The sequence below is a fragment of the Puia sp. genome (assembly GCF_036500295.1).
Taxonomy (GTDB): domain Bacteria; phylum Bacteroidota; class Bacteroidia; order Chitinophagales; family Chitinophagaceae; genus Puia.
In genome coordinates, this window is record NZ_DASYCH010000117.1 from 28779 (window position 1) to 55506 (window position 26728).

General features: G+C 54.1%; 22 protein-coding genes. 10 read left to right on the forward strand and 12 right to left on the reverse strand.

Going from position 1 to position 26728, the window contains the following annotated elements:
- The first annotated feature begins 24 nt into the window (after window positions 1–24).
- A complete protein-coding gene (locus VGM48_RS21660) occupies window positions 25–2388 on the forward strand; it encodes an ABC transporter permease (protein ID WP_331582531.1) in 2364 nt (787 codons plus the stop codon).
- A gap of 7 nt (window positions 2389–2395) precedes the next feature.
- On the opposite strand, the gene VGM48_RS21665 is transcribed toward VGM48_RS21660, so the two are convergent.
- The 10 genes from VGM48_RS21665 to VGM48_RS21710 form a co-directional block, all read right to left on the reverse strand.
- Complete coding sequence (locus tag VGM48_RS21665) at window positions 2396–3097, reverse strand: head GIN domain-containing protein (protein ID WP_331582532.1); 702 nt, start codon at window positions 3095–3097, stop codon at window positions 2396–2398.
- Window positions 3098–3330: 233 nt separating this feature from the next.
- Window positions 3331–5133: a M28 family peptidase gene (locus VGM48_RS21670; RefSeq protein ID WP_331582533.1), complete on the reverse strand. Its 1803-nt coding sequence runs from the start codon at window positions 5131–5133 to the stop codon at window positions 3331–3333.
- A gap of 31 nt (window positions 5134–5164) precedes the next feature.
- Window positions 5165–8053 (reverse strand): hypothetical protein, encoded by a 2889-nt coding sequence (locus VGM48_RS21675; RefSeq protein ID WP_331582534.1) that lies wholly within the window; start codon window positions 8051–8053, stop codon window positions 5165–5167.
- 291 nt (window positions 8054–8344) lie between these two features.
- Complete coding sequence (gene rfbD, locus VGM48_RS21680; RefSeq protein WP_331582535.1) at window positions 8345–9208, reverse strand: dTDP-4-dehydrorhamnose reductase; 864 nt, start codon at window positions 9206–9208, stop codon at window positions 8345–8347.
- Window positions 9201–9761, reverse strand: coding sequence for a dTDP-4-dehydrorhamnose 3,5-epimerase (rfbC, locus tag VGM48_RS21685; protein WP_331582536.1), 561 nt, complete (start codon window positions 9759–9761; stop codon window positions 9201–9203). Before rfbC ends, rfbD begins: the two co-directional genes overlap by 8 nt.
- A gap of 4 nt (window positions 9762–9765) precedes the next feature.
- Window positions 9766–10830 carry a dTDP-glucose 4,6-dehydratase gene (gene rfbB / locus VGM48_RS21690; protein WP_331582537.1) on the reverse strand — a complete coding sequence of 355 codons (1065 nt, stop codon included), beginning with the start codon at window positions 10828–10830 and terminating at the stop codon, window positions 9766–9768.
- Window positions 10830–12128: a nucleotide sugar dehydrogenase gene (locus VGM48_RS21695; RefSeq protein WP_331582538.1), complete on the reverse strand. Its 1299-nt coding sequence runs from the start codon at window positions 12126–12128 to the stop codon at window positions 10830–10832. Before VGM48_RS21695 ends, rfbB begins: the two co-directional genes overlap by 1 nt.
- Window positions 12129–12150: 22 nt before the next feature.
- Window positions 12151–13134, reverse strand: coding sequence for a UDP-glucuronic acid decarboxylase family protein (locus tag VGM48_RS21700; RefSeq protein ID WP_331582539.1), 984 nt, complete (start codon window positions 13132–13134; stop codon window positions 12151–12153).
- Window positions 13135–13146: 12 nt separating this feature from the next.
- On the reverse strand, window positions 13147–14478 hold the full coding sequence (locus VGM48_RS21705; RefSeq protein ID WP_331582540.1) for a UDP-glucose/GDP-mannose dehydrogenase family protein: 1332 nt from the start codon (window positions 14476–14478) through the stop codon (window positions 13147–13149).
- A gap of 17 nt (window positions 14479–14495) precedes the next feature.
- Window positions 14496–15626, reverse strand: coding sequence for a DegT/DnrJ/EryC1/StrS family aminotransferase (locus VGM48_RS21710; RefSeq protein WP_331582541.1), 1131 nt, complete (start codon window positions 15624–15626; stop codon window positions 14496–14498).
- Between the two features lie 99 nt (window positions 15627–15725).
- On the opposite strand from VGM48_RS21710, the gene VGM48_RS21715 reads away from it, so the two are divergent.
- Entirely contained in the window at window positions 15726–17021 is a 1296-nt protein-coding gene (locus VGM48_RS21715; protein ID WP_331582543.1) for a 3-deoxy-D-manno-octulosonic acid transferase, read from the forward strand.
- Window positions 17022–17070: 49 nt separating this feature from the next.
- Here VGM48_RS21715 and VGM48_RS21720 read toward each other — a convergent pair whose 3' ends face one another.
- Window positions 17071–17994 (reverse strand): hypothetical protein, encoded by a 924-nt coding sequence (locus VGM48_RS21720; protein WP_331582544.1) that lies wholly within the window; start codon window positions 17992–17994, stop codon window positions 17071–17073.
- An 87-nt stretch (window positions 17995–18081) separates the two neighbouring features.
- Between VGM48_RS21720 and VGM48_RS21725 the strand changes: the two genes are divergently transcribed.
- The 8 genes from VGM48_RS21725 to VGM48_RS21760 all read left to right on the forward strand — a co-directional run bounded on the left by VGM48_RS21725 (window position 18082) and on the right by VGM48_RS21760 (window position 26273).
- The gene (locus VGM48_RS21725; protein WP_331582545.1) at window positions 18082–18651 is read left to right on the forward strand and encodes a thymidine kinase; all 570 of its coding nucleotides are present in this window, start codon (window positions 18082–18084) and stop codon (window positions 18649–18651) included.
- Window positions 18652–18670: 19 nt separating this feature from the next.
- Window positions 18671–19918 (forward strand): hypothetical protein, encoded by a 1248-nt coding sequence (locus VGM48_RS21730; protein ID WP_331582546.1) that lies wholly within the window; start codon window positions 18671–18673, stop codon window positions 19916–19918.
- Window positions 19915–20574: a heme exporter protein CcmB gene (locus VGM48_RS21735; protein ID WP_331582547.1), complete on the forward strand. Its 660-nt coding sequence runs from the start codon at window positions 19915–19917 to the stop codon at window positions 20572–20574. The genes VGM48_RS21730 and VGM48_RS21735 overlap by 4 nt, the downstream gene beginning before the upstream one ends.
- A gap of 68 nt (window positions 20575–20642) precedes the next feature.
- Window positions 20643–21311 (forward strand): cytochrome c biogenesis protein CcsA, encoded by a 669-nt coding sequence (ccsA, locus tag VGM48_RS21740; RefSeq protein ID WP_331582548.1) that lies wholly within the window; start codon window positions 20643–20645, stop codon window positions 21309–21311.
- A 6-nt stretch (window positions 21312–21317) separates the two neighbouring features.
- Window positions 21318–21548 (forward strand): CcmD family protein, encoded by a 231-nt coding sequence (locus tag VGM48_RS21745; protein WP_331582549.1) that lies wholly within the window; start codon window positions 21318–21320, stop codon window positions 21546–21548.
- Window positions 21549–21595: 47 nt separating this feature from the next.
- Window positions 21596–23002 (forward strand): Glu/Leu/Phe/Val dehydrogenase, encoded by a 1407-nt coding sequence (locus VGM48_RS21750; protein ID WP_331582550.1) that lies wholly within the window; start codon window positions 21596–21598, stop codon window positions 23000–23002.
- 141 nt (window positions 23003–23143) lie between these two features.
- The gene (locus tag VGM48_RS21755; RefSeq protein ID WP_331582551.1) at window positions 23144–25513 is read left to right on the forward strand and encodes an ABC transporter permease; all 2370 of its coding nucleotides are present in this window, start codon (window positions 23144–23146) and stop codon (window positions 25511–25513) included.
- Window positions 25514–25517: 4 nt separating this feature from the next.
- On the forward strand, window positions 25518–26273 hold the full coding sequence (locus VGM48_RS21760; protein WP_331582552.1) for a class I SAM-dependent methyltransferase: 756 nt from the start codon (window positions 25518–25520) through the stop codon (window positions 26271–26273).
- On the opposite strand, the gene VGM48_RS21765 is transcribed toward VGM48_RS21760, so the two are convergent.
- Window positions 26270–26716, reverse strand: a complete 447-nt coding sequence (locus VGM48_RS21765) for a type I restriction enzyme HsdR N-terminal domain-containing protein (protein ID WP_331582553.1) — start codon at window positions 26714–26716, stop codon at window positions 26270–26272. The two genes, VGM48_RS21760 and VGM48_RS21765, sit on opposite strands and share 4 nt — an antisense overlap.
- Window positions 26717–26728 lie beyond the last annotated feature (12 nt).

Consider the following 26728-nt stretch of genomic DNA (forward strand, 5'->3'; position numbering starts at 1 on the left):
AGGCTTTTTTATTTATATTAGGAAATGATCCGCAATTACCTCAAAACCGCGCTGCGGCACATGCGGCGCAACGGCCTTTTTACGGGCCTGAACGTATTTGGCCTGGCGACGGGGCTGGCCTGCAGTATCCTGATCTTTTTATGGGTGGGGGACCAAGAGAGTTACGACCGGTTTAACCCCCACGCGGAAAAGATCTTCCGCCTATTGGGAAACGTAAAAGAGACGACAACCTCTGGGGTGCCGACGGCGTTTGCAGTGGCGATAAAACGAGAGGTGCCGGAAGTAAAGAATTCAACGCACCTGTACGACGGGAATAAGCTGATGAGGGTGGGAACAAAGCTCTTTGAAGAGAAGCGGGTACTCTGTGTGGACACCAACTTCCTGAACATCTTTAATTACCCGCTGGTAAGAGGCGATAAAGCCTCGGTATTGCAAACGCTCAACAGCGCCGTGCTGACGGAGGCCACCGCCATCCGCTATTTTGGATCCGTGGATAAGGCCATGGGACGATCGGTGTTCGACGAGACGGACAGTCTCTTGCTACAGGTAACCGGCATCCTGAAGGACGTACCCGGCAACTCGCACCTGCATTTCGACCTGCTGCTGCCGGAAAACATTTGGTTGCGGAATATGGATAGGTCGCAGACCTGGCGCTACTTCGACAGTCATACCTATCTGCAGCTCGCCGATGGGGTGACTCCCGATGCAGCGACATTACATGCCCTAGAAAACCGGCTCAAGGCTATCCGGGACCGGGCCATCGTCAACACCCCGGCCGTGCCGGCAAGCTGGACACTGCAGGCCCTGCCGGATGTTCACCTGCGGTCGCATTTCAAGAACGATATAGAAGGGCAGGGAAATATCGAATATGTCCGCCTGTTTTCTCTCATCGCCGTGATCATCCTCGTCATCGCATGTATCAATTTTATGAACCTGTCCACCGCCTTGTCAGGGACGCGGGCAAAAGAGGTGGGCCTGCGAAAGACGATCGGGGCGCTGCGCTGGCAGTTGATCGGGCAATTCATCGGCGAGTCGTTGCTCCTCGCATTGATCGCACTGGCACTGGCCCTGGTGCTGGTGGCGTTTGCGATGCCTTATTTCAGCGGGCTCTCAGGTAAATCCATCACGTTAAACCTGCTGGATCCCACCCTCCTGGGTAAGGCGGTCGGCATCGCCGTCCTGACGGGTCTTCTGGCCGGATGCTATCCCGCCCTCTATCTCTCCGGTTTCAACGCCGTGGAAGTCTTGAAGGGCGCCCGGATCGTAAAGGGTTCATTCCTGCGCAACGGCCTGGTCGTGCTGCAATTCTCCATCTCCGTGGTCCTGATCATCAGCACCATTGTCATCTACGACCAGCTTCGCTTTCTTCATAACCGCGATATCGGTTTCGACAAGAACAATTTGCTCTATTTCCGGATCGCGAACCTCGCTACACCCGGCGATGGCGGCGCCGCATTGCGGGATGAATTCCGCAATAACCCGGCCGTCGCCGATATCACCTGTACCTGGAACCTCCCCACCAATCTGAATACCGCCTCACCGTTGAAATGGCGCGGCATGGACAGGAATACGCTGGTTCTTATTACACGCATCGGCGGTGACGACCGCTATGCTTCCACGCTGGGATTGAAAATGGCTGCCGGCCGGTTTTATTCGCCCGGTGACGGGCGGGACCGGTATGTCATCAACGAAACGGCGGCAAAAGCGATGGGCGTCGAGCCTGCCGCGGCCCTCGGAAAGCTGGTCACGATCAATGACCTCGAAGGCCCCGTCATCGGAGTCGTAAAAGATTTTAATTTCAAGCCCGCGGACCAGCCGATCGGCCCATTGGTGATCAAACACGATCAGACCGATGATATCTTTCTGGTGCGGCCAACACCGGGAAACACCCGGCGGGTGCTGGCTGCCATCCAAAGCGCCTTTGCGCGATACTATGGCAATGCCCCGTTCACCTATGGCTTTGTCGACCAGGACCTCGACCATCTTTACCAGACGGAGGCGAGGATGGGATCGCTGTTTACGATCTTCTCAGTGCTCTCCATCGTCATCTCCTGTCTTGGACTTTTTGGCCTGGCCACTTTTGCGACGCAGCGGAGAACAAAAGAGATCGGAGTGCGGAAGATACTTGGGGCCGACGAGGCAGGGATCGTATTCCTGCTGGCAAGGGAGTTTCTGCGGTTGGTGGCCGCCTCGCTGCTCTTCGCCTTTCCCATTGCCTGGTTTGCGATGCACCGCTGGCTGGACGGGTTTGTCTATAAGATCGGTATCAGTGGCTGGGTCTTTGCGGCGGCGGGAGCCATGGCCTTGCTGATCGCCTTTATCACGGTGAGTTATCAGACGATCCGCACAGCCATGGCGAGCCCGGTACGCGCGCTGCGAAGCGAGTAAACGGCGATCAGATCCTTCTCACCCGGCCAGAACCCGCAGTCGATATATTGTTGACACTGGCGTTACCGGAATAAACGACATTCCCGGAGCCCGCGATACGTGCGGAAAGGCTCTTTTCTACGTCCATGCGGATGTCGCCTGAGCCCGCGATGCTGATATCCGCATTATCCGTACGCAGATCGGCGGCTTTTAGATTGCCCGAACCGGCAATAGAGATTTCAGTATCGTTTGCCTTCCCTTTGAGATTGATATTGCCGGAACCGGCGATGGATACGTGGAGATTGTTCGACTCCACCGCAGTCGTGACGGTACCCGAGCCGCCCATGCTGACCTTTACCTTCTCTCCCTTTACGACCCCATCCACTTCAATGGAACCGGAACCGCCGAGACCGATGGAAGAAAGCGATTTTGCGGTGACATAGACATCGACACGGCCGATGTGCTGGTGTTCCCGTTCCTGATCTTTGGGAAACCGGATCTGCAGGACACCGCGCTCGACGACGGTTTCGATCTTGCGAAGATCCTCTGCGTCCCCCTTGAGCCGGAGGCTCTCGGTTCCATCGATCTTCACATGTACATTAAAGGAGCCTCCGCTGTTTACCCCGGAATAACCGGAAACCGAGCGGGTTTCTTCAGACTGGGCGAAAGCCGTGACTGTGATACCGGCTATCGCAAAGAGGGCCAAAAAGGCGATTTTGAGCGTTTTCATGCGTTAATTCTTTATTTATTGACGTTTGGTTGAACGAAAGGTTACCATTAGAGTCGGGGGAGCGGGAATATTGTTGCATAGGGCCCATCGGGACCCCGCAAAAAAAAGGCCCCCGCAGATACGGGAGCCTGGCGCGTGGAATCAGGGATAAGGAAGCAGGTAGTTCTGGGTATGCGGCAGGCGACTTGGCCTCCGGCAATATTTTGGTCTGGGGGGACTCATCGGCCCCCTGATCATTCCTTCCGGAAGATCATTTTCGTGCTTTGGACCGGCAGGCCGTCGATCATCAGCGAACAGATATAAATGCCTGCAACCCCAAATCCATGATTGAAAACCACCTGGTTCATCCCCTTTTGGAGGTGGAGCGGAATGCGGGCAACAAGCCGCCCCTCAAGACTGGTGATCTGCAGCCAGGTGCGATCGGCATAGGCATCGGTGCCGGACGAGACGGCGATCATCGTAGCCTCGTCAAAGGGATTCGGCCGGTTGGGCATCAGCTTGACACCATAGAAACCGGGATCGCTGGCGACAGCCCGGGTGGTGTCAGGGGTCCAATCGAGTACAAACATCCCGGTGGAGAGGACATATTCGGTCGAGAACTGGCTTTCCGTGCCGTTGGCATCCATGGCAGCCGCGCTGACATAAAAAGAGGTATTGCTGGAATACGGAACCTTCAGGATCGCGGAAGAGGCACCGGTAACCGTGTAAACCGTATCCCAGTCATTGGTAGCGGACCGGACGGCCACCCGGTAGCCGGGACTCGTCGCAGGGGTGAACTGCACCTTGATGGAATTGGCGGCCCAAAGCATCCCGGTCATGGTGATGGTATCCGGACCCAAGGCTACCATGGCCATGGAGTTACCGTTGACCAGGGCATTGCGCGCCAGGTAATCGACATCCACATAATAGGAGTCGAACTTGCCCGTAGCGCTGTTGTAATGACCAAGGCTATCGCGGACATTGTGCTGACGGTCGCTGTAGCCGGTGCCGTTACTGGCGTTGCCGTCTTCATTGGCCTGGGTAAAACGCACCGCCGTATAGCCGATCTTTGTAAAGGCCTGATGGTCGCCCCCCCTGCCCGTACGATCCTCGGGTTCCATGATCTGGATATTGGTGGGAACTGTCACAAGACTGCGAAGCTGCTCTTTGTACTGAAGTTTTATATAGCGGGCCCACTGCTTTTTCGGCGAATTGAAATCGCCAAGAGAGAAGATCCGCAGGTCGGTGCTGTCTATATTTCCATAGAAGGGGCAGCTTGGCGCGGAAGAAGTATGCCCGCAGAAGACGCCGCCCGACACGTCGTTGTTGTTGACGGCCTTTATCAGCACACCGTTATCCGAGAGATAATTGGCCAGCGCGGTGGCCCCGATCAACCCCTGCTCTTCCCCCGTGACCACAGCGAACAGGATCGTGTTGCGGAACGTGTATTTGCTCATGACCCGGGCCAGCTCGATGACCATTGCAGTGCCGGTAGCATTGTCGCCGATACCCGGAGCACTGCCCGTCACATCACAGTTGCTGACATTCCGGCTATCTATATGCGCTTCGATGATGATGAGCGATCTCTCGGTCGTCTGGCTGCCGGGGAGCACCGCGATGACATCGGCGTGTTTGCCGATGGAGCTGGTGCCGCCGCACTTTGCCATGGAAGGAGCGTAGTTAAAGGTCAGATAGGCCGGCCGCAGACGGCTGTCGTTGGCCGAGCTATACTGCTGAAATTTGCTGAAGACCCAACGACGCGCGGCCCCGATACCAAAGCTGGTGGAGTTGGTATCCGAGAAGGTGTTCCGGTTCTGAAAGCTGTTGAGCATAACCAGATACGCCTTCAGCGAGTCGGGCGAGATATCGTTGAGCAGTCCGGCGGAGACGACGGCCGGATCGGTGATCACGGTCGTGGCAGGGTAACTGGAGGCGTTGTAGGTCCCCAGGATGATCTTGTTGACCTCGCTTGAGGTAACAGCTTCCCCGGAAGGTTGTGCGTAGGCGCCCTCCCCCCATAATAAAATGAGGAGCAAGGCTGGCAAATAGTTTTTCATGCCGGCTTGGATTTACGGTATGTGAAATTTTCTACCGGTTGTTAAACACCTTTTTCACAAAGACCTGATCGACGAGCACGATCTGAACCAGATAGACAGATACCGGCAGCGATGACAATCCATCCAGCGTAAAGGTGTTGACACCTTTGACGCCTTCGTATTGTCCTTGCTGGACAAGCATTCCTTTGCTGTCCAGCATCCGGATAGCAACCCGCTGGGTGCTGTTGAGGTTGAGCCGGACCGTTACCTGATCCCGGAAGGGGTTCGGGGCAACGTCCATGATCCCGCTCACCAGGGAAGTGGCGATGGTCACCACATTGCTGTAAGCGACTACGCCGTTTCCGTCTGTCCATTCCAAACGGTAATAATTGGGGGTATTAGGGGTGGGACTATCGTCCGTAAACGAGTGATTAACGCTTGTGCCGTTGCCGGTGGCCTTCACTTCCCCGATGGAAGTGTAGGTAAGGCCATCCACAGAACGCTGGATGGTGAAATGCATCGCCGGAGTCTCATCCAGCGCCGTCCAGGTGAGCACGTTGCCCAGATCGGTGGCCTTGCCCGTGAAGGTGCCAAGCGATTCGGACAGAACAACCGACATATTGATCGTATACGTCGCCGGGGTCGGATCCTGCTTATTCGCGGCGTCGACATACGCATACATGAATGAAGTACTCAGGGTATTGACCGTGGTAAACCTCATCAGCATGAAAGCCGGGTTATAGTTGAAGATCTCAAATCCATTGTAAACCTGCTGACCATTGTACCAGAGCTCTTCATTTGAAGGCACGGAAGTGATGGTTACCGTCCTGCCGGCGACCAACGCGCCGTCCTCGGGATCGGTGCCGGTCAGCGGGCCGGGGCTCGCGAGGGTACCCGAACCGTTGAGCGGCAGATAGGAGTTCTGCACAGGTGCGGCGATGGTATAGTTCTGATCAAAGGAGTTGGGCAGCTGTTCGATCCCGAAGTCAACGCCCGTAACCGGCGCCGAACCCGAGTTGAAGGGTTCCACCAGCTGCGTAGTATTGATCCAGGTGGACGGGATACCCGCGGCCGGCACAGGGCTGCCGACGGTGCCTGGAGAAGTCGTGATAAACACTTGCATGCCCACAGAGTTGACGGGACAGTTGACGAGGGTATAGCTGCCATTTGAAGCCACGGTGGTCGTGGACAGGACATTGCCTGTTATCGGATCCACCAGGTTGGCATAAAGGGTATTGCCGGCATTGGTACCGGGCTCGCTGTTGGTCCGGATATTGGTGAAACCGGTGGCGCTGCCATCGGCGTCATTCCATACGGTACCGGATACGGTGACGCAGGTAAGCGTCAGCAGCTGGGTGGTGTCGAGGGTGATCCCCCAGGCCCAGGTGTTGAGCAGACGGGCGTTACCATAGTCATTACACTGCAGGTTGTCGTGGTTATTATAGGTTCCACTATAGTTGACCGAGTCTGACGGGGTCCTGTTGGTTGGGTTGCCGTTGCCGTTCCACGCACGGCCATAGGTCGGCACGGGAGGCGTTGTAGGCCATACGGGCTGCACACCCACCACCGAATTGTCATAGCCGATGCCGCTACTGTTATTATTATTGCTTGAACCACTGGAGCAACCGCCCATGCTTGTCAGATAGGAGTCGTTCCAGTACAGGATGGCATTGGATTGCACGGCAGCCGCCGGCGACACCCCGTCCACGCGAAAGCCGTTGACATTAAGCTCCACATCATAGAAGGGGATATTGATACGCCCTTTCCGGTAGGAGAAGATGATGGGAAAGGTGGTGTTGGCCGGGACCACATTGCCCAGTCCATCCTTACCGTCCCACACATAAGTGATGATCCCGGGGGACTGGCTGATCAGTTCGATAAAGCGGTCGGCCGTATTGTTCTGAAAACCGGCTACTCCGTTGAGGTCAAAAAGCATGTAATAGTCCCCTTGTTGCGGCGCCTTGAACCGGATATCATAGGGTCCCGGCGGACAGCCGGCGATGACGGGCGCGAGCAGCACGGGCGGACTGGGAATAACGCAGGCCGGATATATCAAAGGGTCGGGCGGGTTCAGGAACACGTCGAACCCGCCGGTGAGATAAGGGGATACCAGGTTGGGCAGGTTGATCGAGTTACGGTCGACCAGCCAGTTGCCGCTGTTGATTACCCCAAAGCTGTTAAAAGCCACGATATAGGAAAGCGGCATAAAACCGCTGGCGGTAGAACCGGGAGCGGTCGGGAAAGATACCTTCACCGTCACCGAGTCGGGTGTATAGCCATAGAACGAGGCGTTGGTAGACGTCGCCGGGTCCTGAATATCATTTTTGCTCGGGTTATAAACGGAAAAAGCCCACTCGTTACAGTGGACACGACCCGGAAGCCTGACCGTACCGGCGGCAACCGTGATGTCAAAGTACTTGGCAAGCATCGATTCGCCGTTGGTGATGTGGGTGACACCCCCATCGGTACTTCGGTAAAAGGAAACATAATAGTCTCCATTCATCGCCGGAGTAAAGGAAAGGCCGCTATAACCATTGATCGGGGCTCCGCTGATCTTCGGTCCCTGAAGAGCATTGACATAACCCGTCGCCCCGCCGATGAAGCCGGGAGTTCCGACAGTGGAGGGGAGGTTGACCGTGGACACCAGCGTACCATTCGGATCATAGATGTTCATGTACACATCGTTGTAGGTATTGGTGCTGGGGGAGCCGGAAGGAGAAAGCGGTTCCCAGTTGAACCCATAGTAGAACACCTCGGAGGTAAAATCCTTGATATGTATTTGGATGCGATTATCCAGGGGAGCTCCGAGATAGCTACCGACATTACCAAGCGGGAAGCTCGTCGTCGTCGATACGATCAGACCCGTACCGTTCGTAGCATTGGACATCACCTGCTTGGTCCCTTCGGCACGGACGCCGGCAGGCTCAAACAGGCAAGACATAGATGCCAGGATAAGGAATAGGGTGTATACAGGTTTCATAAGGATGGATTGAGGATGACCAATTGCCAGCAGCCACTGCTGGATTAATCTTCAGAACACAAGCTAGAAAAGAAATAGGTCAAGTGCAATGGTAAAAATTACCATAGTCGGGGAGGAAAATACGTTATTGATATGACTATTCTAATAATCAATAACTTATACATGATACAAATCCGAAAGACGACTCATATCTAAACGAAATAAATTTTCCACATTAAGGGAAATCCCTATTTGTCTATAAGCAAGTGATTGTCAATCAAGACGAGCCATACAGGCGGAAAGGCTGGTTTCCCATCCGGGAATGATCAATTGATACGTGTCCCTGATGAGCGCTTTATCGAGAAGGGAATATTGAGGTCTTTTAGCGGGGGTGGGAAACTCACTGCTGGGAATCGGCTGGACATTGCAGGCGCTGCCGATGCGGTCACGGATGGCCAGGGCAAACTGATACCAGCTGATCCGGCCTTCATTGCTATAGTGATAAATACCCGGAACAAAGCGGGGACTGCCCACGATCCGCAGGATCGCGGCTGCCAGGTCGGCGGCATAGGTAGGCGATCCTATCTGGTCATCGACGACTTTGAGGACCGGGCGCTCTTTCATGAGCCGGATCATGGTCTTGACGAAGTTGTTCCCGAATTCGGAGTAGACCCAGGCGGTGCGGATGATGACCGTACCATCGGGATGGTCATTCATCGCCTTTTGTTCGCCGGCCAGCTTGGAGGCCCCATAGACATTGATCGGACTGGTGGGGTCACTTTCTTTCAGCGGAGTGGAAGACCTTCCGTCGAAGACATAGTCGGTGGAGATATGGACCAGTTTGGCCCCATGCCGCCGGCAGGCGGCAGCAAGCCATCCCGGACTGTCTCCATTGATGCGAAAAGCAGCTTCCTGATCGGATTCTGCCTTGTCCACCGCGGTATAGGCGGCACAATTGAGACACCAGGCAGGTTGATGGGTGGCAAAGAAGGCATCCACCTGCTGCCGGTCGTCGACGGAAAGCGCGGCACGATCGGCAAATATGAAATGATACGCCGGATACGCGTCAGCAAGAACGTTCAGTTCGCGGCCAAGTTGGCCGTTGGCTCCTGTGACGAGGATCGTCGGCTTACCCATTGTATTCAAAGTTATTTTTGCATTGGGCAAAGAAAGGGAGCTCGAGGTCCTTTGCGGAAACGATGGCTTTTGCGGCCGGGACCTGCCAGTCTATGTTCAACTGCGGGTCGTCATACCGGATGCCGCCTTCGCTTTCCTTGCTATAGAGGCCATCGCATTTGTAAGCCAGCTGGGCAGTTTCGCTAAGGACAGAAAAGCCGTGGGCAAAACCGCGGGGGATCAGCAGTTGTAACTTGTTCTCCGCGGAGAGCTCGACGGCTACATACTTGCCAAAGGTGGGCGACCCCCTGCGGATGTCGACGGCTACGTCGATGACCCTTCCCTCCAGTACACGGACCAGCTTTGTCTGGGCATGCGGATCCAGCTGATAGTGCAACCCGCGGATCACGCCATGATAAGAAAAAGATTGGTTGTCCTGGACGAACCCGATGTCCAGACCTTGCTTTTTATACGTTTGCTCGTTGTAGGATTCGTAGAACCAGCCGCGCTCGTCCTTATAGACGGAAGGTTCGAAAATGAGTACATCCGGGATGTCGGTCGTTTTGAAAGGCATCCTTTTATCTTTTGCTGTATTGTTCGTTGTAATATTTTTGATAGCCGCCGGAGGTCACGTCCCTGACCCAATCCTGGTGGCCGAGATACCAGTCTACCGTTCGCTCAAGGCCTTCCTCGAATTGCAGGGAGGGCTTCCAGCCCAATTCCTTGTTCAGCTTCGTTGCGTCGATGGCATAACGGAGATCGTGCCCGGGGCGGTCTTTGACATAGGTGATCAGCTTTGCAGATTCGCCGGATGCCCGGCCCAGCTTCTTATCCATGATGCCGCAGAGCAGGTTGACGATATCGATATTCTTCCATTCATTAAAGCCGCCGATATTGTATTTTTCCCCTACCCTGCCTTTGTGGAAGATGGTGTCGATAGCCCGGGCATGGTCGTCGACAAAAAGCCAGTCACGGACGTTCTCGCCTTTTCCATACACCGGCAGGGGTTTGTTGTTCAGAATATTGTTGATCATCAGCGGGATCAACTTCTCCGGGAGGTGATTGCTGCCGTAATTGTTGGAGCAATTGGAGAGGATGACGGGCAGGCCATAAGTATGGTGCCAGGCCATCACGAAATGATCGGAAGATGCCTTTGAAGCACTGTAGGGCGAACGCGGGTCATAGGGGGTCTCTTCAGTAAAGAACCCTTCCGCACCGAGCGAACCATACACCTCATCGGTGGAGACATGATAGAACAGCTTGCCTTCATAACTGCCTTTCCAGGCCGCGCCGGCGACATGGAGGAGGTTGGCGGTTCCAAGCACATTGGTGCGGACAAAGGCCAGGGGATCCATGATGGACCGGTCGACATGGCTTTCCGCAGCGAGGTGAATAACGGCTTCAAACCGGTATTCGGTAAAAAGTTGCTTAACACGGGCCTCCTCCACAATGTCAACCTTCTCAAATACATAGTTCGGGGCCGACTCGATATCTCTCAGGTTCGCCAGGTTGCCGGCATAGGTAAGCGCATCGCCATTGACGATGCGATATTCCGGGTATTTCGTAACGAACAGCCGGACCACATGTGAACCAATGAACCCGGCGCCGCCGGTGATCAGGATGGTCTTTTTATCATTTGCCATTACAGACTCCAGTATTTTCTGTTAGTGATCTTATTCTTGTAGGTTCCTTTGAGGTCTGCGATCAGGGCGCCTTCGCGGCTGATGGAAGTGAAGTAGGCATCATCCAGCTCTTTATACTGGACATGGGGTACGGTGATGATGACGGCGTCATAGTCTCCTTTCACCTCCCGGGCCAGATGCAGACCATATTCTTCATGCACTTCCTCTTCCATTGCATAGGGGTCTTCGACATCGACCGCGATGTTAAAGGCCAGCAGTTCTTTTACCGTGTCGACGATGCGGGAGTTGCGGATGTCACTGACATTTTCCTTGAACGTGACGCCTTTTACAAGGACGCGGGGCTCGTTGGAGATGCGCAGGACATGGGTGATGATCTTCCGGGCAACATAGCGCGCCATGTCATCATTGATATAACGCGAAGAAGTGATGACTTTCGATTCGTAGCCAAGCGCGGCCGCCTTATAGGTTAGATAGTAGGGATCGATCCCGATACAGTGACCACCTACGAGGCCGGGCTGGAATTTCAGGAAGTTCCATTTTGTCCCCGCAGCTTCGATCACATCATAGGTGTTGATCCCCATGCGGTCAAAGATAAGCGATAATTCATTCATCAGGGCGATGTTGAGGTCGCGCTGGGTATTCTCGACGATCTTGCTGGCTTCGGCGACCTTTATCGAAGGGGCGCGATGAACGCCGGCCTCCACGACAAGGCTGTAGGTCTTTGCGATCTCGTCAAGAGAAAGCGGCGTGTTGCCGGAAACGACCTTCACTACCGTTTTGAGCGTGTGTTTCTTATCTCCGGGGTTGATCCGTTCGGGCGAGTAGCCCAGGCTGAAGTCCCCGGAAGACAGCCGAAGATCGGAATGCTTCTCCAGGATGGGCAAACAGTCCTCTTCGGTACAACCGGGATAGGTGGTAGATTCGTATACGACATAATCCCCTTTCTTCAACGCCTTTGCAACGGTGGCAGAGGCGCCGACAAGGGGTTTCAGATCGGGAACATTGTATTTATCGACGGGCGTCGGAACGGCAACGATAAAGAACCGGGCCTGCTTGAGCACCTCGATATCGTCGGTGAATACGATGTCACAGTCGCGGAACCCGGCGGCGTCGACTTCTTTGCTGGGATCGATGCCCTTGCGCATCAGCTCGATGCGCTTTGTGTTGATGTCGAATCCAATAACCGGTATCTTCCGCGCAAATTCAAGGGCGATGGGCAGCCCTACATATCCGAGTCCGATGACGGCCAGTTTTGCTTTCCTGGCTAAGAGGTCTTCGTAGATCTTCGCTTCACTCATGCTGGTTGGCATCCCGTTTTTGTTAATTCCTGCTGACAAATTCTTTTGGCTGTCTTGCCCATTCTTCCGGCGGAAGGGATTTGAAGTATTCGTAGGTTATCCGCAGCCCTTCCTGACGCTGGACCCGCGGTTCCCAGCCCAGGATCTCTTTGGCGCGGGTGATATCGGGCCGGCGTTGCTTGGGATCGTCCACCGGTAAGGGCTTATAAACGATCTTTTGCTTTGTCCCGGTAAGGGCGATCACTTCTTCGGCAAACTGTTTCAGGGTGATCTCCGACGGGTTGCCGATGTTCACGGGGTTATGATAGTCGCTGAGCAGCAGCCGGTAAATGCCTTCTACAAGGTCGTCGACATAACAGAACGAGCGGGTCTGGCTGCCGTCGCCGAAAACCGTCAGGTCCTCACCCCGGAGGGCCTGGCCGATAAAAGCGGGGAGGGCACGGCCGTCGTTGAGCCGCATTCTGGGACCGTAGGTATTAAAGATACGGACGATCCGCGTCTCCAGTCCGTGGAAGTTATGATAGGCCATGGTCATCGCTTCCTGGAACCGTTTTGCTTCGTCATATACGCCGCGCGGGCCGATGGGGTTTACATTGCCCCAGTATTCTTCGGTTTGCGGGTGGACGAGAGGGTCGCCATAGATCTCCGAGGTGGAGGCGATGAGCATCCGGGCTTTTTTGGACTTCGCCAGGCCCAGACAGTTATGGGTCCCAAGCGAACCCACCTTGAGGGTCTGGATCGGGATCTTGAGGTAGTCGATAGGACTGGCCGGAGAAGCGAAGTGGAGCACATATTTCAATTCGCCGGGGACATGGATGAATTTACTCACGTCGTGGTGATAAAATTCGAATTCGGGCAGCTTGAAAAGATGTTCGATATTACGCAGGTCACCGGTGATGAGGTTGTCCATTCCGATGACATGATATCCCTCTTTTATAAACCGGTCGCAAAGATGCGATCCCAGGAAGCCCGCTGCGCCGGTGATCAGAACACGATATTTGTCCATGTGGAGATTAGATTATTGCTTATTTATTTTTTCCGGCACCGCGGGTGCACGGCCGATGCTTTCATAATAGAAACCTAATTCCCGGATCGCGGCAATGTCGAAAAGGTTGCGACCGTCGAAGATGACCTTGTTCTTCAGGGTCGTGACGATCTTCAAAAAGTTCGGCGTCCGAAATTCATTCCATTCGGTCGCGATGATGAGAGCGTCCGCCTTTTCAAGCGCTTCATACTGGTTTTCCGCGTAGATGATCTTGTCGCCGACCAGCTGTTTCACATTGTTCATGGCTTCGGGATCGAATACGCTTACGGTTGCGCCTTCTGCCAGAAGGAACTCGATCATATAGAGGGCCGGGGCTTCGCGGATATCATCGGTGTTGGGCTTAAAGGCCAGTCCCCAAAGGGCGAAATGTTTGCCCTTGAGATTTTCCTTGAAGTATTTTTTCACCTTGGGCATCAGGTGGAGCTTCTGCTTTTCGTTGACGTCCATGACGGCGTTGAGGATGCGGAAGTCATAGCTTACCTCCTGTGACGATTTTACGAGGGCCTGAACGTCCTTGGGGAAGCAGGACCCGCCATACCCGATACCGGGGAAGAGGAAACGTTTGCCGATGCGTTCGTCACTGCCGATACCCCGGCGCACCATGTCTACGTCGGCGCCAAGGCGTTCGCAGAGCAGGGCCACCTCGTTCATAAAGGTGATCTTCGTGGCGAGAAAGGAGTTGGCGGCATATTTGGTGAGTTCGGCGGAACGTTCATCCATGAAGATGATGGGGTTCCCCTGGCGGACAAAGGGTTGATAGAGATCGTTCATGGTCTTCCGGGCGCGATCGGAAGAAGCTCCGATAACGACGCGGTCGGGTTTCATGAAATCGTCGACGGCTACCCCTTCACGGAGGAACTCGGGATTGGAGACGACATCGAATTCGCCGCTGTAGTTCTTCCGGATGGCAGCGTGTACCTTTTCGGCCGTGCCGACGGGAACGGTGCTCTTATCGACGATGACCTTATATTCTTTGAGGATCTTGCCAAGATGATCGGATACCCCGAGGATATATTTAAGGTCGGCAGAGCCGTCCTCACCGGGAGGGGTAGGCAGGGCGAGGAAGATGATCTGGGCTTCCTTTATTCCATCTTCCAGGTCGGTGGTAAAGCGGAGACGTTCTTCCTTCAGGTTACGGAGGAAAAGCTTTTCCAGGCCCGGTTCATAGATCGTGATCTGGCCATTCGTCAGTTTCTCTACTTTTTTCGTATCGATATCCACGCAGACGACATCATTTCCAGTCTCAGCAAAACAGGTGCCCGTAACGAGTCCAACATAACCGGTGCCGATCACAGCAATTTTCATAACGAATCCTTTTTTATTTATTTATTTATGTATTCGAGAACCGCATCGCTTATCGCGTGCAGTTGTTCATCGTCCAATTCTGTGTGCATGGGAAGGGAGATGACCCGTTCCGTCAGCCAATCGGTAGTTTCGAGGTGGTAGTTCCCTCCGCCGAAGCCTGCGAACATCTGCTGGCGATGGGCGGGTACAGGATAGTAGATCATCGAAGGAATATTCCGGCCGGCCAGGAATTCATTGAGTCCGTTGCGGTCGACTCCCTCGAGTAGCAGGGTATACTGATGGAATACATGGTTACTATAGGGTGCCCGGTAGGGCGTCGTTATCTTCGGGTGGGCATTGAATGCCTTATCATAATAGTCGGCTACGGCCCTTCTGGCGGCGATATATTCATCCAGCTTTTTCAGTTTCACGTTCAATACGGCCGCCTGGATGGAATCGAGACGGCTGTTGCAGCCAACCACATCGTGATAATAACGCCGGCTCTGCCCATGATTCGCAATCATTTTTAACCGGTTGGCTAACGCGTCATCATTGGTAAATATTGCTCCGCCGTCGCCGTAACAGCCCAGATTTTTTGATGGGAAGAAGGAAGTGCAGCCGATGGTACCGATAGAACCGGTCTTCTTTATGGTGCCGTCCGGGAAGCGGTAATCGCTGCCGATAGCCTGGGCATTGTCCTCGATGACGTAAAGATTGTGACGGCGGGCGATGTCCAGGATCTCCTGCAGCGGGGCCGACTGACCATAGAGGTGAACGGGGACGATGGCGCGGGTACGGGGAGTGATGGCCTTTTCAAGGGCCGCCGGATCCATACAGAAGCTCTTGGGATCGACTTCTACGAATACGGGTTTCAGTTTGAGCAGGGCCACCACCTCGGTAGTGGCGATATAGGTAAAAGAGGGTGTTATCACTTCATCGCCGGGCTGCAATTCCATTGCCATCATCGCGATCTGGAGGGCATCGGTACCGTTAGCACAGGGGATAACATGCTTTGACCCGGTATAGGCAGAAAGGGCGCCGGCGAGATCGGTCACCGCTTTTCCGTTGATAAAGGCCGCATTATCCAACACCTCCTGAATCGCCGAATCAACTTCACTTTTAATTTTTGTATATTGCCGCTTTAGATCAACCATTTGGATGGGCCGCATAGAATTCATTTTTAAATCCGCCATAGGCGGATTTGGGGCACGAAACTACTGCAAAAATGTGGTTTATCCAATGCTACCAATGGGTAGTTCGGGAAGCTTATGAGTATAATTTTTTATCATGTATTTCTTCTACTGTATAGGACAGGCATTCGACTGATCTCTCCATGGAACAGGAAGGCTAAGCTTTGGCTGGAGGGCAGAAAGGGGCTTTTTCAGCGGGTCAGGGCAGAGATGGCGACGGCTACGGTCCGTCAGGGACCCGTCATCTGGATGCACTGCTCCTCACTTGGGGAATTCGAGCAGGGGCGGCCGGTGCTCGAAGCGCTGCGAAGACAGTCGCCGGACTGCCGCATCGTGCTGAGTTTTTTTTCCCCCTCGGGATATACTACCCGAAAAGACTACAAAGGCGCCGATCATATCTTCTATTTACCCCTGGATAGCCCGGGAAATGCCCGGCAGTTTATCGATCTCATAAAGCCCGATATCGTTCTCTGGGTGAAGTACGATTATTGGTACTATTTCCTCGCGGAGTTGAAGAAGCGAAATATCCCCCTGCTGCTGATATCGGGGATCTTCCGGGAAGATCAGCCTTTCTTTAAATGGTACGGCCGGCTGCATCGCTATATGCTCGAATGTTTTACGCACCTGTTCGTGCAGACCGAAGCATCGAAGACGCTGTTGCGGCGCCTGCGGCTGACGGAGAATGTCAGCGTCAGCGGGGATACCCGGTTCGACCGGGTGATCGAGATCGCGGCGGCCGCGGAGCTCGAGCGGACATCCCTCCCCCTGATCGAGGCATTTTGCGGCGGGCGGCCCGTGGTCGTGGCAGGATCGACCTGGGAGGAGGACGAAGAAGAGCTGGATCATTTTGCCAACGTCCACCCGGACATCCGGTTCATTGTAGCGCCGCATGAGATCAGCGAAGCCCGCCTCCAGGAGGTGGAAGGGCTTTTCCGGCATTCCATCCGGTATTCCGCCCTCGCCAGGGGGGAAAACGTTCCGGCCGCGGGGCGCGGCGCCTGGCCTGAACCAAACGTGCTGATCATTGATAATATCGGGATGCTGAGCCGGTTATACCGGTATGCCACGATCACCTATGTCGGTGGGGGATTTGGGGATGACGGAGTGCATAATGTGCTGGAAGCCGCCGTCTATGGAAAGCCGGTCGTTTTCGGACCCGTTATCGAGAAATATATCGAGGCGGTGGAACTGACGGAAAGCGGTGGGGGACTGATCATCGATAGCGCTCTCGAGGCGGAAAAGGTCTTCAACCGGTTGTTACAGAATGCCGGCGAACTTCGGGAGACCGGTGAGGCTTCGGGCCGGTATGTGCAATCAAAAAAGGGAGCGACCGAAAAGATCACCCGGTATATTTACGAGAAGCATCTTTTGTGACGAAGCGCCTTTTATGACGGGAGGCGCATTTTAAGACGGGAAACGACTTTTATGAAAAGCGTCTTTTGACCAGCTGATAGAAATGGCGGGTGGTTTCCCGGTTCTCATCCCAGCCGAGCTTTACCTTCAATTCCCTTTCCATCCAGTATTCGGCTTCCGGAAGTATGCGGAACCCATTGATTGTCTTAATGCTACGCTCATACATGACCTCGTCGCCACGGAACAGCTGGTTGATGAAGACATAGCGGTCATTGACGCCGATGGCCTTTCTGAGGTCGCGGACGGGCGTATCGTTGAGCGCCGATTTCAGGTCGGCTACCTCAGATTTCAATTTGTCGTTGAGGGAAGAAGTGGTGGCCAGCCCGATAACGTCATTCACCTCCCGGCTACGCTGGGACAACGTAAATCGATCCGTCGGCTTGTCTGCCAGAGGATTGAACGGCCAAACACCCCGGTCAGGCGCCTTCTCCAGCGTTGCGGTAGCCGGCGCTTCCTGCGCGACGACCGGAACAGCGACCGGAGCGGAAGTGAGGGGGGGCATATAGCGGGCATCCACACCATTAAGATCGGCCGAAGCGGCAACGGGCGGATTCACCGGCGTGTTCATGGGCGCTACCGGCTCCTTCTTTGGCTCGGTAACTTCTTTCTTTTGCTCCGCGGGCTCTTTTTTCTGCTCGGCAGGCTCCTTCCGCTGCTCGGAATAACTCCCGTTGGAATTGGTATTCCGTTGGTTGGCAGGCTCTTTTCGGGGGTCGGCTGGAGTTTGGCTATTTGGCTGTCCGGCATACATTTTGGTTGCGGATGGCATCATAACCGTTATTTTTGTCGGCATTACCCGGGCAGGCTGCGGCTGGCTGGCTAATTGCTGGAGCTCGGCTTCCAGGAGTCTGGCAGTGTCGAGCATCTGAGCAGGTTCGGCCTTATGGTCGAGTTGCTCCTTTAGTTGATTGATCAGTTCTCTAAGTCGTTCCATGGTACAAGCTAAACAGCACTTTAAGGGTTTGTATAGGACAACCTATATAAAGTTATAACAAATTCCGAACCTAATTTATACCTATCTATGTTCATAGAACCCCATTGGCAGGGTGAGAGGCGTGGTTGGATCGAAGTCATTTGCGGATCGATGTTCTCGGGAAAGACCGAAGAACTCATCAGACGGCTAAAGCGCGCCAAAATTGCAAATCTCAAGGTCGAGATCTTCAAACCTGCAATGGATACCCGCTATCACGAGCAGCATATCGTTTCGCATGATGAAAATGCTATCCAATCAACGCCTATCGAGAACTCTCAGACCATCCTATTATTGGCAGGCGACGTCGACGTAATTGCCATCGATGAGGCCCAGTTTTTTGACGATCAATTGCCGGAAGTCTGCGACCAGCTTGCTTCCCGGGGCATTCGAGTGATCGTCGCCGGTCTCGATATGGACTATCTGGCTAAACCTTTTGGCCAGATGCCTTACCTGCTGGCTAAAGCTGATTATATAACCAAGTTGCATGCCATTTGTGTCAAATGTGGAAATATTGCCAACTATTCCTACCGCAAAACCGCGCAGGCAGGGCGTTTTCTGCTAGGTGAAAAAGATACCTACGAGCCGCGTTGCCGGCATTGTTACTACACCCAACCGTAAAAATTTAACATTTCTTTGTATGACCCCAAACTCCCGAAAATGGCTTTTGCCCATCTTTATTGCCCTTTCTTTATCCCTTCATGCCCAAAAGAATTTCCAACCCGGCTATGTCATTCTGAAAAACGGGGACAGCCTGCGCGGGCAGATCGATAATCGGGATTGGAGTATCAATCCCAGAAGTATTCATTTCCGGCCCGACGAAAGTCAAACCAGGGACTATACGACCGCCGATCTGCAAGGCTTTGGCGTCGGAGGCGACGAATATAAAAGCGGTACCGCGAAACTGTATCCCTATTCCACCGATGTTGCCGTTCTCACGAGCGAACAGTACAATCCCGCGCCCTATGAAAAGACCGTGTTCTTCCGGGTGCTGGTCAAGGGCCGGCTCAACCTTTATTTTTATAAGGACTCGACAAACGTCGACTATTTTTTCGTCGGCCGGGCCGACGGCGGCCTGCAACAGCTACGGTTGACCAGCACCGTTTATGAGCGCAATGGCCTGGAGCAATATTCGCTGACGGAAGTCTATAAAAATCAGTTGACCGCATTGATGAACGATTGCACGCCTTCGGCCCGGCACATCACGCGGACCGGCTATAATGAAACGGCCCTTCGCATGCTGGTGTTTTCCTATGACCACTGCGGCGAGGATACGGCAGAGAACCGCATGGCTAATCGAAATGGCCGCCTTCATCTATACCCGGTGATGGGATATTTCAATAACCAGGTCAGCATCAAAAGCACAGCATACGACATGTCCCAGGTTCGTTTCTCCTCCTACGGAAGCGTTGCTGCCGGAGCCGGCCTGATATATACCCAGGCAAGGAATCGGGAGCAATTCTCTTTCGGGGCGGAACTTCTTTTTCATCATATGAGTTCACAGAGCCCGCGTTTTTCCGAAAACAACTTTACTTCTATCGACGACAGATTAGACTATAATATATTGGATCTTAATCTATTATTCCGGTATACCTATCCCAGGGGCCGGGTGAGGCCCTTCATCGAAATGGGTTTGGCCAATTCGGTCGTGTTCTCAAACACGAGTACCCGTAGCGAATATGATAACTTTGACAATTCCGTCGTCCGATCCCCATTTCTGCAAGGCGCCTTTCAAACCTACCAGCCCGCACTGTTGTTGGGTGCCGGAATCCGGGCAGCACGCTGGAACCTGGAAGGCCGGCTGGCAAAGAGCCATGGAATGTCCGACCGCGAGGATGTATCTTCGCCCACCACAACTCTTTATTTCCTCGTTTCGTACTGGCTATGACACATATTAAAAATATTATCAATCTTTTAAAGAAGGAGTTCTTGCTGGAGATCCGCCAGCAATACACCTTTTATGGAGTGTTATTATATGTGGCGGCTACCATTTTTGTATTGTATCTGTCCATGGGTCAGCCGGAGGCGCCTGTATGGAAGGGCCTCTTCTGGATGATCCAGCTTTTTATCTGCGTCAATGCGGTGGCGAAGAGCTTTTTGCAGGAAGGTCGTGGAAGGCTGTTGTATTTCTATTCGATCGCGGGAGCAATGGACTTTATCCTGGCCAAGCTGGTGTTCAATTCCCTGTTGATGATCCTGATGAGCGGGGTGAGCCTGGTCCTGTTTCTTTTCATGCTGGGTGACCCCATGGGCCATGAAGGCTATTTTGTTTTAATCACCTGTCTTGGGGGAGTAAGCCTCAGCCTGGTGTTTACCTTTCTTTCGGCGCTGGCGGCGAGGGCGCAACAAGGCGCCGCGCTGATGGCGATCCTTGGTTTTCCCATGGTGATCCCTCAGCTGCTGCTGCTGAACCGGATCTCGACCATCGCCTTTGAGGATGTACTGCAGGGGGGGCTTGGGTGGATGCTGGCGATCATGGCCGGGCTGGATCTCCTGCTGGTGCTGCTGGCGATTATTCTTTTTCCTTTTTTGTGGAAGGATTAGTAGGCTATAACCTACCTTTGCCCTCCAAATGGGGTATCCTTCGCGGTCACCCTTCCAAGATGAAATCTATGCTTCGTCAGACCTGGTGGAAAATATTGTGCGTCCTTTTATTAGCCTATACGTTTATCTGGGGCTTTCTGGGCCCCGTTCCCGCCAAACCGATCGTAAACGAGTCGATCCGCAATCTCTACTTTCATGTCGCCATGTGGTTTGCGATGATGATCTTTCTTACGATCTCGGTGGTCTATGCCATCCGCTATCTGAGAAATCCCACTCACGTCAACGATATCTATTCGGTTGAATATGCAAAGACCGGGATCGTGTTCGGAACGCTTGGGATCATCACCGGAAGCGAGTGGGCCGGATATACCTGGGGCGCCTTCTGGAGCAACGACCCCAAACAGCTGGGTGCTATGATCGCAATGCTTATTTATTACGCCTACCTGGTGTTCCGAAACGGCATACCGGATATCGATAAACGGGCAAGGCTCGCCGCTGTATACAATATTTTTGCGTTTGCGATGTTATTCCCTACGATATGGATCCTTCCGCGAATGGTGGAGAGTCTCCACCCCGGCGGAATGGGTGGTAATCCTGCCTTTAAGGACCTCGACTCCCGGATGGCAATGGTGTGGCTTGTCGGGGCGATCCCGGGCTGGACCCTGCTGGGTGTCTGGATCGCGACACTGCGTATCCGGCTGGCGCTCGTGGCGGAAAAGAAACTTTACAATATCTAGTCAAGAATGCATACGAAAATTCGCACGCTGTTAATCCTTTTCTTCTGTTGGTTGTTGACTGTACCGGCAATGGCGCAAAACGATACGACCAAAACGGTCGAGATGGCCGACGGACTTCGGGCCAATGGCAAGATCTATGTCGTCGTGCTCGTGCTGGTGACGATCCTGGCCGGGGTGATCCTCTATGTCGTCAGACTCGACCGGAAGATCCACAAGCTGGAAAAGGACCTTAAATAATCACACACATGGGGCTTTTGGCCCGTCATTAAACAATAGCACGCCAAATGGAATACAAATTTTTTGAAGCCGTAGAGAAAAGCTTTGATAAAGCAGCTGTCTTTACCAATTGGGATCCCGGCATCCTGGAGCAGATCAAACAATGTAATGCGGTGTACCGCATGTTCTTTCCCGTTAAGATCGGAGACAAGATCGAGGTCATCAAGGCCTATCGCGTACAACATTCCCACCACAAGACCCCATGTAAGGGCGGTATCCGGTTCGCGCCCTCGGTGAACCTGGATGAGGTGATGGCACTGGCCGCATTGATGACCTTTAAATGCGCGATCGTGAACGTACCCTTCGGCGGCGCCAAGGGCGGGATCACCATCGACCCCAAAAAGTATACCCCGTACGAACTGGAGAAGATCACGCGGCGCTATACCTCCGAGCTGATCAAGAAAAATTTCATAGGCCCCGGCACCGACGTCCCCGCTCCCGACTATGGTACGGGCGAGCGGGAGATGGCCTGGATCCTCGACACTTATATGAGCATGCGCCCCGGAGAGATCGATGCGCTGGGCTGCGTAACGGGTAAGCCCGTCAGCCAGGGCGGCGTACGGGGCAGGCGCGAAGCCACCGGTCTCGGAGTCTTTTATGGTATCCGCGAGGTTTGCAACATGGAAGACATCATGAAAAAGCAGGGACTGAAACCGGGCGTAGCCAACAAGACTGTCGTCGTACAGGGCCTGGGCAACGTGGGTTATCATGCCGCCAAGTTCTTCCGCGAGGGGGGAGCCAAGGTCATCGCGCTGGCAGAATTCGAGGGGGCGATCACCAACCCCGCCGGCCTGAACGAAGAAGAAGTGTTCCAGCACCGGAAGAAAACCGGAAGCATTCTGAACTTCCCGGGCGCAACCAACCTGGCCACCTCCGGCGACGCGCTCGAGCTGGAATGTGATATCCTGATCCCTGCCGCCCTGGAGAACGTCATCAACGGCAAGAACGCACCCAGGGTAAAGGCAAAGATCATCGGGGAAGCAGCCAATGGCCCGCTTACGCCAGAGGCAGATGAAGTGTTTGCCAAAAAGGGGATCCTGGTCGTACCCGATATGTACCTGAATGCGGGTGGGGTAACGGTGTCCTATTTCGAATGGCTGAAAAATCTGAGCCATGTCCGTTATGGCCGGATGGACAAACGGTTTACGGAAAATATGAATACGCATATCCTCAACCAGATCGAAGGGTTGACCGGGAAAACGGTTTCCCAGAAGGAAAAAGAATTCATAGCCCATGGCGCCGATGAGGTCGACCTGGTGTACAGCGGACTGGAGGATACGATGATCGCCGCTACCCGGGAGATCATGGAAGTGTGGAAGACCAATCCAGACATTCCGGATATGCGGACGGCAGCATACGTGGTGGCCATCAATAAGGTCGGCACGTCCTATGCCGAACTGGGCATCTTCCCGTAGAGGAACAAGCTGCGAGCGGCCACTGGCCGCTTAGCGAACACCGGACGTATCGAAAGCGAACAGTGCAGATGCCAAACGACTGCTCAGCCTATTGGCTGTCAGTATTTTAGAAAATGGCATCAGGATTGGGACCCAACCGGCATGATCCTCAACTTCATCAAAGTAACCTTCCGGAATCTCTGGAAGAACAGAAGCTATAGCTTCCTGAACATATTCGGCCTCGCAATAGGTATCGCCTGTGCGGGGCTGATCTTTTTATGGGTGGAAGATGAACTCAGCTACGATCAGTTCCCCAAAAAAGACCTGGTATATTATATCCGGGAGAACCAGACCTATGACGGCAAGGTTCGAACCTTTGGATCGACGCCGGTGCCGCTCGCCCCTGCCATCGAAAAGGAGATCCCGGGTGTCGCCGCGGCCGCACGCGTGAAGGAACGAAAGATGTTGTTCAGTCTTGACGAGAAAGGCATTTACGAAAATGGCGCCTATACCGACCCCTCCTTTGTCAGCATGTTCGGGCTGCCCTTTATCGAAGGGAATCCGGGCAGTGCTTTTGCACAGCTGACGGATATCGTTATCAGCCGTAAAATGGCGCAGCAATTCTTTGGAGAGGGGCCGGCCGTGGGCAGGACACTCAAAATGAATAACGAGAAGGAGTACCGGGTGTCTGCCGTAGTGGGGGATTTCCCCGTCAATTCTACGGTAAAGATGGACTGGATGATCCCTTTTCAGACCTTCTACAATGAGAATAATGAGGGGGGCCAAATGGACAACTGGTATTCCAACCGGCTCACTACCTATGTCGAACTAAAGCCGGGAGCCAGTGCAACTACCGTCGGCAAACAGCTGTATGGGTTTATACAGACAAAGAAGACGGACGCCCTCGCCAAATGTGTCCTCCACAGCGCCAATGACTGGCATCTGCGGGATCATTTCGAGGATGGGAAGCTGGTGGGCGGACGTATCGGTTATGTGCGGATGTTTGTCGTCATTGCCTGGATCATCCTGTTTATCGCCTGTATCAATTTTATGAACCTCGCGACGGCCCGAAGCGACAAACGGTCGAAGGAAGTGGGCGTCCGCAAGGTGTTGGGCGCGCACAGGAAGGGGTTGATCGGCCAGTTCATCGGGGAAGCGATCATCCTGTCAGCGCTTGCGGTGGCATTGGGCGTACTGCTGATAGCGCTGGTGATGCCGGCGTTCAGCTTGTTGATCGCCAAACCGCTGGACTTCCAACTGATGACGCCGCTGCACCTGGGAGTATTGATCGCCATTACGCTGGTGTGCGGGCTGGTGGCGGGCAGCTATCCGGCATTGTATCTTTCCTCTTTCAATCCCATCTTTGTCTTCAAGGGCATCCGCATGAAAGGCGGCAGCGCAGCGCTAGTCCGCAAGGGTCTGGTGGTGATGCAATTCACGATATCCGTCGTGCTGATCATCAGCACGATGATCATCTACCAGCAAATCGAGCATATCCGTACCCGGAATATCGGGTATAACAAGGAAAATCTGGTGACGGTGCCCGTACGGGGAGATATGGCCAAAAACTTCAAACTGATCCGCCAGGACTTTCTCAATACAGGCACCATTGGGGATGCGGCGCTCAACAGCTTCAGCACCCTATGGATCGGCAATAATGGGTCGGGAGCCAAATGGACGGGACAGGCACCGGGTCAGGACCCGCTGATCTCCTTCCGCAGCGTGACGCCGGGTTTCCTGAGCACGGCAGGTATGCAACTCGCCGAGGGCAGAGATTTCCGGCAGGACCTGCCGGAAGCAGACAGTATGCATGCGTTGATAACGGAGTCGTTGGCGAAGATGATGGGTAAGGGCAGCGCTATCGGAAAGCGTATCTGGTTCGGGTCGAACACCGATTACGCGTTAACGGTGGTGGGTGTAGTCAGGGATTTCGTCTTTGGCGATATGTACGGCAAGCCGGAGCCCGTGCTGTTCACCTATGCGACAGACCAGGCGATGTTCCTCTTTGCGCGGATCAAGCCCGGGGTTCATCCCGAGACGGCGCTGGCGCAGATGGAAACGGTGCTGAAGAAAGACAACCCGGGATATCCCTTCGAATATAGTTTTGTCAATGACGATTTCAATGCGCTGTTCCGCAGCGAAGCCCTCATCGGACAACTGTCGCGGCTGTTTGCGGTGCTGGCCATCATCATCTCCTGTCTGGGCCTGTTCGGACTTTCGGCGTATATGGCCGAGCGCAGGGTAAAGGAGATCGGTATCCGAAAAGTGCTGGGCGCGAGCGTGACGGGGCTGACGGGATTGCTCTCGAAAGAATTTCTGCAATTGGTGGGCTTGTCGACGCTCATCGCCTTTCCGCTGGCCTGGTTTGCGATGGATCGCTGGTTACAGGGCTACGCTTACCGCATCGGCGTGGAGTGGTGGGTCTTTATAGTGGCGGGAATGTCTGCACTGGCCATCGCGCTGCTGACCGTAAGTTTTCAGTCCATGCGGGCGGCGCTGATGAATCCGGCATCGAGTTTGCGATCCGAATAGCTGTATGTCAAACAACACGACCCGCTTTAGTGACCGGGTAGAAGATTATGTCAAATACAGGCCGCATTATCCGGCGGCCATTCTTTCGCTGCTGGCCGATGTCTATGGGTTCAATACCGGCTGGGCCGTCGCCGATATCGGGGCGGGTACCGGCATCTCCACGGAACTGTTCCTGCGCAACGGCAATCGCGTATATGCCGTAGAACCCAACCGCGAGATGCGCACAAAAGCAGAAGAGCTTCTTGGCAGCTACCCGGGATTTGTGTCCGTCGACGGAACGGCCGGGGCCACGGGACTGCACGATGGCTGTGTGCAATTGATCCTGGCGGGACAAGCCTTCCACTGGTTTGACCCGGTGAAAAGCCGGGCTGAGTTTGCCCGCATTTCCTCCCCGGGCGCCGTGGTCGCGCTGGTCTGGAACGAACGGATGATGGATAGCGAATTTGAAAAGGAATATGAGGCGCTGATCCTGCAATATGCCGGTGAATACCGTACCGTCAATCACCGCAATATCGACCAGCTGCAAATAGAGTCCTTCTTTTCACCCGCGAAGCTGCGGCTGGACCGATTCGATAACGAGCAGCTTTTCGACCTGCCGGGACTGACCGGGAGACTGCTGTCATCGTCCTATATCCCGAAAGATAACCAGGAGATGATGAAGGCACTGGCGGCATTGTTTGCCCGACATGCAAAAGAAGGAAAGGTAAGAGTGGGGTATGATACGAAGCTGTATACGGGAGTCATCCGGCCAGGCGCCTAGCCTTCCGGGTAAGCAGGCAGGGCGGTGATGCCTTCGAAGTCCGTTTGGGTCTTTATAAAGGCGTGACATTCCTCGCCGTTGGTGACGACAAGATATTTTATGGGAATGGCCATATTGTAACGCAGCACCTGCCACAGTACCCGGCTATCCAGCTTTTCTTCCATGGCCTTGCACTCAACCAGCATCCAGGGCTGGGCCGCCTGGTCGAAGACGAGGAGATCGAAGCGTTTGTTCAATTCCCCCAGTTTCATCCGCCGCTCCACCGCCATATAGGAGGCCGGGTAGTTCTTTACCTGCAGCAGGTACTGGATGAAATTCTGCCGCACCCATTCTTCAGGGGTGAGCCGCACCCACTGTTTGCGAAGATCGTCCCAGATCTCTTCCTTTTTTCGTTCGGGTTCACGTATTTTAAAGGGATACGAAGGATAGTAGATTTTGATCATAGGCCAAAACTA